11 protein-coding genes are annotated in these 11,354 nt (G+C 61.9%); 9 read left to right on the forward strand and 2 right to left on the reverse strand.

Annotated features, from left to right (window positions below):
• Positions 1–21 precede the first annotated feature (21 nt).
• Both E3U23_RS06175 and E3U23_RS06180 read left to right on the forward strand, forming a co-directional pair.
• Positions 22–1,875 (forward strand): DUF885 domain-containing protein, encoded by a 1,854-nt coding sequence (locus E3U23_RS06175; RefSeq protein WP_279350353.1) that lies wholly within the window; start codon positions 22–24, stop codon positions 1,873–1,875.
• Positions 1,876–1,939: 64 nt separating this feature from the next.
• The gene (locus E3U23_RS06180; RefSeq protein WP_279350354.1) at positions 1,940–3,541 is read left to right on the forward strand and encodes a DUF1570 domain-containing protein; all 1,602 of its coding nucleotides are present in this window, start codon (positions 1,940–1,942) and stop codon (positions 3,539–3,541) included.
• Between the two features lie 75 nt (positions 3,542–3,616).
• Here the strand turns inward: E3U23_RS06180 and E3U23_RS06185 are convergent, their stop codons facing one another.
• A complete protein-coding gene (locus E3U23_RS06185; protein ID WP_279350355.1) occupies positions 3,617–5,206 on the reverse strand; it encodes a phosphoenolpyruvate carboxykinase in 1,590 nt (529 codons plus the stop codon).
• Between the two features lie 184 nt (positions 5,207–5,390).
• Between E3U23_RS06185 and E3U23_RS06190 the strand changes: the two genes are divergently transcribed.
• From E3U23_RS06190 to E3U23_RS06220, 7 genes are all read left to right on the forward strand, one after another.
• Positions 5,391–6,149 (forward strand): response regulator transcription factor, encoded by a 759-nt coding sequence (locus E3U23_RS06190; RefSeq protein ID WP_279350356.1) that lies wholly within the window; start codon positions 5,391–5,393, stop codon positions 6,147–6,149.
• The gene (locus E3U23_RS06195; RefSeq protein WP_279350357.1) at positions 6,142–7,707 is read left to right on the forward strand and encodes a sensor histidine kinase; all 1,566 of its coding nucleotides are present in this window, start codon (positions 6,142–6,144) and stop codon (positions 7,705–7,707) included. Before E3U23_RS06190 ends, E3U23_RS06195 begins: the two co-directional genes overlap by 8 nt.
• Entirely contained in the window at positions 7,704–8,150 is a 447-nt protein-coding gene (locus E3U23_RS06200) for an HPr kinase/phosphorylase (protein WP_279350359.1), read from the forward strand. The genes E3U23_RS06195 and E3U23_RS06200 overlap by 4 nt, the downstream gene beginning before the upstream one ends.
• Positions 8,147–9,043 carry an RNase adapter RapZ gene (gene rapZ, locus E3U23_RS06205; RefSeq protein ID WP_279350360.1) on the forward strand — a complete coding sequence of 299 codons (897 nt, stop codon included), beginning with the start codon at positions 8,147–8,149 and terminating at the stop codon, positions 9,041–9,043. The genes E3U23_RS06200 and rapZ overlap by 4 nt, the downstream gene beginning before the upstream one ends.
• Before the next feature lie 67 nt (positions 9,044–9,110).
• On the forward strand, positions 9,111–9,536 hold the full coding sequence (locus E3U23_RS06210) for a PTS sugar transporter subunit IIA (RefSeq protein WP_279350361.1): 426 nt from the start codon (positions 9,111–9,113) through the stop codon (positions 9,534–9,536).
• The gene (locus E3U23_RS06215) at positions 9,533–9,811 is read left to right on the forward strand and encodes an HPr family phosphocarrier protein (RefSeq protein ID WP_279350362.1); all 279 of its coding nucleotides are present in this window, start codon (positions 9,533–9,535) and stop codon (positions 9,809–9,811) included. The genes E3U23_RS06210 and E3U23_RS06215 overlap by 4 nt, the downstream gene beginning before the upstream one ends.
• Positions 9,812–9,830: 19 nt before the next feature.
• Complete coding sequence (locus tag E3U23_RS06220; protein ID WP_279350363.1) at positions 9,831–10,637, forward strand: TrmH family RNA methyltransferase; 807 nt, start codon at positions 9,831–9,833, stop codon at positions 10,635–10,637.
• A 12-nt stretch (positions 10,638–10,649) separates the two neighbouring features.
• On the opposite strand, the gene E3U23_RS06225 is transcribed toward E3U23_RS06220, so the two are convergent.
• Positions 10,650–11,339: a hypothetical protein gene (locus E3U23_RS06225; RefSeq protein WP_279350364.1), complete on the reverse strand. Its 690-nt coding sequence runs from the start codon at positions 11,337–11,339 to the stop codon at positions 10,650–10,652.
• Between the last annotated feature and the right edge of the window lie 15 nt (positions 11,340–11,354).

Here is an 11,354-nt window from a genome sequence, read left to right on the forward strand (position 1 = left end):
GCGGGCAGCACATCTGTTCGCATGACCGGATATTCCATCGACATAACCCGCCGTCAGGCCCTTGCCGGGCTTGGCGGCGTTTCCGCCTTGGCGCTCGGCGGCTGCGCCCTCACACCGCGCCCCGAAGGCATCGCCGCAGCGCAGACGATCGGCGCGGACCGGCTGCTCGAAACGGTGGCCTACAACCTGCTCGCTCACGAACCCGAACGAGCGACGAGCCTTGGCATCGATACCGGCGATCATGCGTATTTGCGTACACGGCTGGAGGACCAGCGGCCCGAAGCGCAGCAGGCCTATGCCGCCACGCTGCGACAGGATCTGGAACGCGTTCGCGCCTACCCGCGCGAAGGGCTCTCGAACGAGACATCGACTAGCCTGGCAGTCGTCGAAAGCGCTTACAGCACCGCCCTTGAAGGGTTCGCCCTGCCCTATGGCGACGTTGCGGTCGGCAGCTGGCGGAACGCGCCCTATGTCGTGATCCAGAACGTCGGCAGCTATCTCGACATGCCGCGCTTCATGGACACGGTCCATCCGGTGAAGGACGGCGACGATGCGGACGCCTATCTTGCCCGCCTTGCGCAGTTCCCCTCCGTTCTCGACGGCGAGTTGGAGCGAATGCAGGATGCGCGCCGCATAGGCGTGGTGCCGCCCGATTTCCTGCTGGAAAAAGCGGATGCGCAATTGGCGCAGACGCTTGGGGACGCGGTCGCAGGCACGCTGTTCACGGCGCAGTACCGGCAGAATCTCGAAGCGGCCGGAATGCCTTTGGCTTATGCGAACGGCGTCGAACAGCTCGTCAAAGGGCCCATCGCTGAAGCGCTCGAACGCCAGCTTGCCGAATTGCGGACCCAGCGCACTTTGGCGAAAAGCGACGCCGGTATGTGGGCACAGCCCGGTGGTGAGGAGTGGTATCGCTGGGCGCTGAAAGCCAGCACTACGACCACGCTCAGCCCCGACGAAGTCCACGAACAAGGTCTAGAAGAGCTTGCCGCGCTACACGCTCGGATGGACCCCATCCTTCGCGATATCGGCTATACCGGTGGAACGGTGGGCGAGCGGATGCAGGCGCTGAGCGCCGACGAGCGTTACAAGTTTCCGGAAGGCGACCCGGGTCGGGCCGAAATCATGGCGTTCATCAACGAGCGCATCCAGTGGATCACATCGCAGATGCCGCGCGCATTCAATACGCTGGTCGATCCAAACCTCGAAGTGCGCCGCCTTCCGCTTGCCGAAGAACCGGGTGCGCCCGGTGCCTATGGCGGTGCGGGCAGCAAGGACGGATCGATCCCCGGGCGCATGTGGATCAACCTGCGCACCACCGACCTGCATCGTAAATACGATCTCGCCGATCTCACCTATCATGAGACGATCCCCGGCCATGTATGGGAGGGCGAATATTCCAATCGCCTCCCGCTGATCCGCTCGATTCTCGCCTTCAATGCGTTCAGCGAAGGCTGGGCTTTATATGCGGAGCAGATCGCCGACGAATTGGGCGCCTATGACGATTTCCAGGTCGGCCGATTGGGTTACCTACAAAGCCTTGCGTTCCGCGCCTGCCGCATGGTGGTCGACACCGGCCTGCATCACAAACGCTGGACCCGCGAACAGGCACGGCAGTTCTTCGTCGAACGCAACGGATCGAAATACGACGAGGTTGTTTCCGAAGTGGACCGCTATTGCAGTTGGCCCGGGCAAGCCTGCGGCTACAAGCTCGGCCACAGCGAAATCGTGCGGCAACGCGAGCTTGCACAAACCCAGCTGGACGAGAACTACGACTTCAAGGCGTTCAACGACGCGGTCGTCCTCGGCGGGAATGCGCCACTGGATGTTCTTGCACAGAACGTATCACGTTACGTAGCGGCAAATATGTCCTGATCGGGCCACCTTTATTTAGGTTTTGTGCTACAGTCCGCCCTCGAACGTACTTTCGGGGGGAATCATGGTTCGCAAATTACTGGCTTTCGCCGCGCTGGCATCCGTTTCGACACCTGCATTGGCGGATTGGTACGAAGCATCCAGCGATCATTTCGTCATATACGCCGACGATAGCGAGAAAGACGTGCGGGAATTCGCCGCCAATCTGGAACGCTACCATTCGGCGTTGGAACTCGTAACCGGCAGGCAAGTCGAAAAGCCCAGCCCCTCCAATCGCGTCACCATATTCGCGGTCGGCAACTCGGGGGCAATGCGCAAACTGACTGGAACACGAACTATTGGTGGGTTTTACGTTTCCCGCGCCGGCGCATCGCGTGCATTCGTTCAGGACGTCCGCAATCGAACCGGGAAATATGCCGATTTCTCGACGGTCATCCTGCTGCACGAATACGCGCACCATTTCCTGATCTCGACCTCTCGCTACGCGATGCCGCGGTGGTTAAGCGAAGGCGCTGCCGAGTTTTTCGCGTCCGTTTCCTTCGAGCGCGATGGCGGAATCATGATCGGCAGGCCTGCAATGCACCGGCAGGGGGATTTCGCCTACTCGGAGGATGTCGATATCGAAGCGCTGTTCGATGCCGAGCTCTATGAAAAGACAAAGGGCAAACGGTACGATCAATTCTATGCGCGCAGCTGGCTCCTGTATCATTATTTGTCCTTCAATTCCGAACGCAAAGGACAGCTTACGGAATATTGGCGAGCTGTGCGCGATGGCGATACGTCGCTGGAAGCTGCGAGAAAAGTCTTCGGCGACTTGAATGTTCTGGAAAAAGAACTCGATACTTACCTTCGGCAGCGTCGGATGAACCTCTATAATTTCGGGCCTGACTTGCTCGACTATGGCGAGATTTCGGTCCAGCGTCTGCCGGAAGGCGAAGCGAAGATGATGGATGTCAGGATCGTTTCTCAGCGCGGTGTCACCCGCGAAGAGGCGCTTGAACTTATTCCCGATGCAAGGGAGATCGCAGCCCGCTATCCCAACGATGCCGGTGTGCAAACTGCGCTCGCTGAAGCGGAGTTAGATGCCGGATATACCGATGCGGCCATCGAAGCGGCGGACCGCGCCATTGCGCTCGATCCCTCTCGTACGAATGCGTATGTGCAGAAGGGATATGCGCTGTTTCGGAAAGCAGGCGAAAGCGACGATCCTGCCGCCTTCGATGCGGCGATGAAGCCTTTCACAGCGTTGAACCGCATCGAAAACGATCATCCGCTGCCGCTTATTTACTATTACCGTAAGTTCCTGGAAAGCGGCCAGGAGCCCAACGAGAACGCCCGGCACGCTTTGGAGCGTGCATCGATCCTCGCTCCGTTCGATCAGGGACTGGCGATGAATGCGGCGCTGATGCTTGCGGGTGAAGGAAAGATCTCGTTCGCACGTAACATGATGCATCCGTTGACGTCGAACCCCCATGGCGGTTCGCTCGCGGAAACGGCCGCGAAATATTACGCCGCGCTCGAAACCGCGGACGAAGGCAAGCCCTGGTTCCCTGATGGCGGTTCGGGATGGAGCGAGCAAACCGAGGATGAGGGCGGAGATCAGCCGGGTGGCGAACAGCCGGGCGGCGATCAGCCGGGCGATACGAGCGGCGCCGGACCCGAATGATCGAAGCCCCCGGTCCGGTTTCCCGGCCGGGGGCTCTCCTCTCCAACTCGTGCGTACCCGAAGGTACGAATTCGGTCAGGCGGCTTCGGGAGCTGCCTGGCGCACACCTTCGTCCACATGGGGCGCGAAGGGTTCGAAATTGTCGATAAACAACTGCACCAGCTTGCGCGCGGTTGCGTCGTATTCCTCGCCGTCCGCCCATGTCGAGCGAGGATCGAGGATGCCGCTGTCGACCCCCGGAACCGCCACCGGAACATCGAAGCCGAAATGCGGGTCCTTGCGGAATTCCGCATCGTTCAGCGAACTGTCTAGCGCGGCATTCAGAAGCGCGCGGGTCGCCTTGATCGGCATGCGGTGGCCAACGCCATACTTGCCGCCCGTCCAGCCGGTATTGACCAGCCAGCACTGCGCCCCGCCCTCGGCAATGCGCTTCTTGAGCAGGTTGCCATAAACGCTGGGATGGCGCGGCATGAAGGGTGCGCCGAAGCAGGTGCTGAAAGTCGCCTGCGGTTCGGTAACGCCGATCTCCGTGCCTGCGACCTTCGCGGTGTAACCCGACAGGAAGTGATACATCGCCTGGTCCGGCGTCAGCCGCGCGATCGGAGGCAGCACGCCGAACGCATCGGCCGTCAACATGATGACCGTGCTGGGCGGCGGCCCCATATTCTCTTCCGAGGTATTGGGGATCGAGGACAGCGGATAGGCGCCGCGTGTGTTTTCGGCGAGGCTGTTGTCGTCGAGGTCGATCTCGCCTGCATCGTTCATTACCACGTTTTCGAGGACGGTGCCTTTCATTTGCGTGGTGGCATAAATTTCGGGTTCCGCTTCGGGATCGAGACGGATCATCTTGGCATAGCAGCCGCCTTCGAAATTAAAGACTGCCGTGTCGGACCAGCCATGCTCGTCGTCGCCGATCAGCGTGCGGCTCGCATCGGCGGACAGCGTGGTCTTGCCGGTGCCGGACAGGCCGAAAAATACCGCGCTCTTGCCGTCGGGGCCGATATTGGCCGAACAGTGCATCGGCATGACGCCCTGCTGCGGAAGCAGGTAATTGAGGATGCCGAACACGCTCTTTTTCATTTCGCCGGCATATTGTGTGCCGCCGATGAGGATCAGCTTTTCGGAAAGATTGACCGCAATCACTGTTTCGCCGCGCGTACCGTGCCGCTCGGGATCGGCTTTGAAGCTCGGCAGATCGATGATTGTGTATTCCGGAGTGAAGCCCCGTAATTCGTCCTTCGTGGGGCGGACCAGCATCGTGCGGATGAACTGGTTGTGCCATGCGAGTTCGTTGATGACGCGCACGTTGACCCGATGTTCCGGCTGCGAACCGCCGAACAGGTCGGCGACATAGAGACTGCCCTTGTCCTTAAGCGCGGCGAGGAAATCGTCCTTGAGGGCTGCGAAATGCGCAGGCGACATTGAGGCGTTGTTGTCCCACCACACGCTGTCTTCGGTTTCGCCATCGCGCACGATGAACTTGTCCTTCGCGCTGCGCCCGGTGTGCTTGCCGGTTTCCACGACCAGCGGTCCTCCCTTCGCGAGCTTGCCTTCGCCGTTTGCGAGCGCCGCCTCGGTCAGCGCGTCGGAATCGAGGTTGGCGTGGATGGTCGCATCGGTCGCGATGCCCTGATCGGCAAGCGAATGGGAGAGAGGGTCGGTCACAGCGGTCTCCGCAAGGGAATATGGTTTCGAATCAGCGGGAATCGGAGTGCGCATACGAATGCGCGCGATCTATATCTCGCATACTCACAGGCTGCATTCAGGTCAAACAATCGCCGCCATATGCTTTCCAAATCGAGACAGGGTGAATTGTTTTCGCCCGGCATAGCGTCTATCCGCACCCACGATGGAGCACGCAGCCGCAACTGACGCCCCGCCGCAACAGGGCGACCGTACCGTGATCGCACTCGTCGACGACGATCGTAATATTTTGACCACCGTATCGATCGCCTTGCAGGCTGAAGGCTTCGCGACCCGGGTCTATTCGGACGGCGAGGCGGCGCTCGGCGCCTTGATGCATAACCCGCCGGACCTTGCCATCTTCGATATCAAGATGCCGAAGATGGACGGTATGGAACTGCTGCGCAGATTGCGGGAGCGCTCCCCCCTCCCCGTGATCTTCCTCACCAGCAAGGACGAGGAAGAGGACGAGGAAGCGGGGTTCGAGATGGGGGCCGACGATTACATCGCCAAACCCTTCAGCCTGCGACTACTCCTTGCCCGCATCCGCGCGATCCTGCGGCGCAGCGAGGCACGCCGTCCGCAGGATGCAGGCGAACTCGTTCTGGACGAACCTGCCGGCGAAGTGATCGAGCGTGGTCGCTTGCAGATGGACCCGGCCCGCCACCATGTGACCTGGGACGGTCGCGCCGTTTCCCTAACTGTGACCGAATTCCTTCTGCTGGAGGCGCTGGCCCTGCATCCCGGCGTAATCAAGAGCCGCAACCAGTTGATGGACGCCGCCTATCCCGACGATGTGTTCGTCGACGATCGCACGGTAGACAGCCATATCAAGCGCATGCGCCGCAAGTTCCGCAGCGTCGACTCCGAATTTGCGGCGATCGAGACCCTTTATGGAGCCGGCTACAGTTTCACCGATGGCTGAACCGCGCGGGCTTCGGGACGATCCGCGATTGCGAAAACTTCGCTGGTCGAACCACCTTTCGCTGACCGGGCGTATCCTGCTGGTGAACGTGCTGCCCCTCGTTCTACTGGGCGGCGGCGTTCTCTATCTCGACAGCTATCGCAAGAGTTTGCTCGACGAGCGCTTCAAGCTGGCGCTCGTGGAAGCGCAGATCACCGCCGAAGCCTTGGCGGGCGCCACGCCCCAAAGGCAGGAGGCGCTGCTCATCCAGATCGGCAAGGAGCAACGCCTGCGGCTGCGTGTTTACAATGCCGATGGCGAACTGGAAGCAGACAGTTTCTCTCTTGCCGCGCCGAGTTTCGCCCTGCCCGATGCGGCGGATGTCGATCGCGACGCGTTCGCATTGCAGCTCGACCGGTTATTCGACCGCGTGGTCGATGCCCCCTCCCTCCCCGATTATGTCGAACCGCCGCGCGACGATGTGGCCGACTGGCCCGAACTGACCCGCGCACGGGAGGAAAGCCTGACGCAGATCGTTCTGCGCGATGCACCGGACGGAACCCACGTCATCAATGCCGCCGCGCCGGTCGGTCTCGATGGCGACACGCTGCTTCTCACCCGCAATCCGGTCGACATAACGGAGCGGGTCAGGGCGGCCCGAACAACGGTGGCCGTTATCGTGCTGCTGTTTCTTCTCGTATCGACGTTGCTCTCTCTCTTCCTCGCACGCACGATCGTTCGTCCCTTGCGCGAATTGGTCGAGGCCGCCGTTCGGGTGCGGCAGGGACGCGATCGCAGAGTCGAGGTACCGCGTCTGCCCGACCGGCACGACGAAATCGGCATGCTCGCCCGCGCCGTCTCCGATATGACGGGCGCTTTACGCACACGGATCGATGCGGTTGAAAGTTTCGCCGCGGATGTCGCGCACGAGATCAAGAACCCCCTCGCATCGCTCCGCAGCGCGACCGAGTCGCTTGCCAAGGTCGACGATCCCGCGCTGCGCGCCCAACTGCTCGATATCGCGACGCACGATGTACGGCGGATCGATCGGCTCGTTACGGAAATTTCCGACGCCAGTCGTATCGACGCAGAAATCTCCCGAACCGAATTCGAGAGGTTGGATCTGTCTGCGCTCGTGCAAAACGTCGTCGCCAGCCGCGAAGCGCGGGACGAGAATGCCGGACGCCGCGTCAATTTGGCGGTGCAGAACGACGGGCTCTGGCAGGTCATGGGCGTCGGCATGCGATTGGAGCGGGTGCTGCAGAACCTGCTCGACAACGCGGTGTCGTTCTCACCGCCCGGTGGCGAAATCCTCGTTACGTTGAAGCGGCGGGACAACCGGATCGTCCTTTCGGTATGCGACGAAGGGCCTGGTATCTCGGAAGACAAACGCGAAAAGGTGTTCCTGCGCTTCCACTCCGACCGCCCCGAGAGCGAGGATTTCGGAAATCATTCGGGTCTTGGCCTCGCCATCGGTAGGGCCATCGCGGAAGCGCACGAAGGTACGCTTACCGCGCACGGTCGCGGCGACGGGACCGACGGGGCATGCCTGTCGCTCAACCTGCCGGCCGCGGCATGACAGGGCGTCTGCTGCCCAATGTCACGGCTGTTGCGATCGGCGGGCGCGGAATACTCATCGAAGGGCCACCCGGCAGCGGAAAGACGTCCCTCGCGCTGATGCTGATCGATCGCGGGGCTACGCTGATCGGCGACGACGGGATCGAACTGCGATCGAAAGGCTGCTTGACCGCCTATCCCGCGGATAGAACCCGCGGGCTGATCGAGGTCCGCAATGTCGGGATTGTCGCGGCGGAATGTACGTGCGCGCCGATCTGTCTTTTGCTGTCGATGTCCGAGACCGCATCCCGGTTTATCGATCAGCCAGCAATGCGGGACGTCGCCGGACACGCCGTACCCGCCATCGAATTCCGGCCCGGTGATCCTGCGCAGGCAATCCGGGCGGAATATGCGCTACGGACTTATGGCCTGACGCCCGTTTCAACGCAGAGGATCGACACATGATGCATGACCGCGACCGCTCGGAGGGCCAGAGCGTCTTGATCGTCACCGGTCTTTCCGGAGCGGGCAAATCGACCGCCTTGCAGGTGCTGGACGATCTCGGCTGGGAAACCATTGATAACTTCCCCGTTCGCCTCCTCTCATCTCTGCTCGCGCAGCAAGGCGACACACGCCTCGCCGTCGGATTTGATTCCCGAACGCGCGGTTTCGACAGCGGCACGCTCGCCCAACTGGACGACGATCTTTCTTCCGGCGGCATCGAAATGGCGATCCTGTTTCTGGATGCCGCGAGTACCGAAATCGAACGTCGCTACAACGAGACGCGTCGCCCACACCCCTTGGCGCGCGGCCGCCCGATAGTAGACGGCATTGCCGCCGACCGCGAGATGCTGGCACCGTTGCGCCGCCGAGCGGACATCGTCATCGATACGACGAACCTCTCGGTCCACCAGTTGCAGCAGACCATGCGTGAGCGTTTCGCCGCGCCCGCCGATACCGGCCTCACGATAACGATCACCAGCTTCGGTTTCGCGCGTGGGATGCCGCCGCTGGCCGATCTCGTGTTCGACATGCGCTTTCTCGACAATCCCCACTGGGTTCCGGGGCTTCGCGAACAGACCGGGCTCGATGGCGATGTCGCGCAGCATATCGATAACGACCCGGGTTTCGGACCGGCGTTCGCGAAAATGGCCGATCTGCTGCTCGATCTGCTACCACGGTACGAAGCGCAAGGCCGCAGCTACCTCAACATCGCTTTCGGCTGTACCGGAGGGAGACATCGCTCGGTCTATACCGCAGAGCGTGCCGGGCAGGTCTTGCGTGATGCCGGATTTTCGCCCACCATACAGCATAGAAATTTGGGAAGCCGGCCCGCCGATCCGCTCGAGCGCCGCTGATTCCCGCCATGATTACGGTTAACGACCGAGCGCCAGAGGCGCGAGCTATGCAGGACGTATTTCACGCATGATCGGTATGATCCTTGTCACCCATGGCAAGCTGGCGGAGACTTTCATCGATGCGATGGAACACGTCGTCGGTCCGCAGGACGATGTGGCAACCATCTGCATCGGGCCGAATGACGATATGGAACGTCGGCGCAAGGACATCGCCGATGCCATCGCCAAGGTGGACAGCGGAAACGGCGCGATCATCCTGACCGACCTGTTCGGGGGCACGCCTTCCAATCTTGCCATCTCGCTGCTCGATGCCGGGCGGATCGAGGTCATCGCGGGCATCAACCTGCCCATGCTCATCCGCCTCGCGGGCGCGCGTAAAGCGATGGATGTGACGGACGCGGTGGCGGCCGCTCAAACCGCCGGCCGCAACTACATCACGGTGGCCAGCGAGTTCCTCGGGCAGGACCTCGAAACGGCGCGGTCCGGCTCTTGAGCGAGGTTCGCCGCACGCTGACGATCGTAAACCAGCGTGGGCTGCATGCGCGCGCCAGTGCGAAGTTCGTCGGCATCGTCAGCCAGCTGCCGCCGGGCTGCTCCGTGCGCGTCGCGAAAGACGGCAATGAGGCTGCTGGCGGTTCTATTCTGGGCCTCATGATGCTGGGGGCGGCCAAGGGCGATACGATCGAGTTGGTCGTGGAGGGCGAGGCGTGCGACGCCGTGATGGACGAACTTGCCGCGCTGGTGGAAGACGGCTTCGGCGAACCGTGAGACGTCAGGCGCCCGCCGGATGACCCGCCGCACGATTACCGGGTTTTCCAACCCGACCGTCAAGGCGCTTCGCCAGTTGCGCGACAAGAAGCACCGCCGCCGCGAGCGTCGGTTTCTGGCCGAAGGGCTGCGGCTGCTGACCGATGCGCGCGAATGCGGGCATATCCCCGAAATACTCGTCCTGTCCGATCGGCGCGATGCCCACCCATTGCTCGACGTTTTGGAGCACGATGTGGAGGCGGCAGGCGGCGAAATCATTGAGACCTCGCCGGACATTCTTTCCAAGATCACCGGGAAGGAAAACGTGCAATCCGTCGCCGGAGTGTTCGCGGAGTTCGATACGTCGCTCGCAGCCATCGATCGCACGCGCAGCGATATCTGGCTGGTCGCGCAAGCGCTGCGCGATCCGGGCAATCTCGGCACGATGTTGCGCACCGCGGATGCCGTGGGTGCGGGCGGGCTAATCCTGATCGATGATTGCGCGGATCCGTTTTCGGTGGAAGCCGTGCGCGCGAGCATGGGCGCGATCTTCACGCAGTCGCTCGCACAAGCCTCATGGGAGGAATTTGTCTTGTGGTTGCGGGCCGGAGAAGGGCAATTGGCGGCCGCCTCACTGAGAGACGCCGTGCCCTATCGCGGCGCGGCCTATGCAGCGCCCTGCTTCGTACTGGTCGGAAACGAATCACGCGGTCTCCCCGACGAATACGAGGACGCCTGCGATCTTCGTGTGACCATGCCGATGAAGGGGCGCGCCGACAGCCTCAACGCAGCGGTCGCGGCGGCAGTATTGGCATACGAGGTCTTGGCGCAACTGGACACGCGCTAAACCGGGGCGGCGTCAATCGCCCGAGACGAAGCTCGTAATATGCCAGTTGCCGTTCTGTCCGGAGACATATAGGCGGTAATCCACGAGGCTGCGGAGTTTGTCCGCTGCAACGAAACCCTCTCCGCCAGACGTAGTACGGACTTGCGCAAAACCGTTTTTGGGTGGCCCGTCCACCGCCGTCACCGTGTCCCACGATATGCGTTCGATGGGCGATGCAATCGCATTCGGCTCCGAGAGGACTGGTACGTCCGATCCTGTGACGATCATCGCTGCAAAGGGATCGTCGACTTTCAGGTCCTGCGCGAAATACCATGGGAGAACCATGTTGCCGCCGTCATCGACGGCGCATCCCAGGGCGACGATCCGGTCGAGCTCCGCCCAAAGCTGGCTGTCGCTCGCCTCGAGGCGCTCGCGGAAGGCGGTCAACCCTCCCCCGGCGCCGAAGTCGAGCCGCACGCCCGGCGCGGTGATGCCGAGCAAGGCATCGGCGTTGCGGTCCTTGATTGCCTTTTCCAACGATACAAAGAACTCCTTCGCTCCGGGAAGTTCGATGCATTCGTTGCGGGGCGCGAGCCGCCCCTTCGGCGGCGTGGTCGGCTGTTCGGGAAGTTCGGTTCCGGCCACAGTCATATTGCTGGTTTGATCGCTCGATCCGCATGCTGCGAGCGCCCAGATGGCGGCCGCCAGAACCACAGAACGCATTGTGCAACCTTCCCG

Source organism: Erythrobacter litoralis, assembly GCF_029760855.1.
GTDB lineage: Bacteria > Pseudomonadota > Alphaproteobacteria > Sphingomonadales > Sphingomonadaceae > Qipengyuania > Qipengyuania litoralis_A.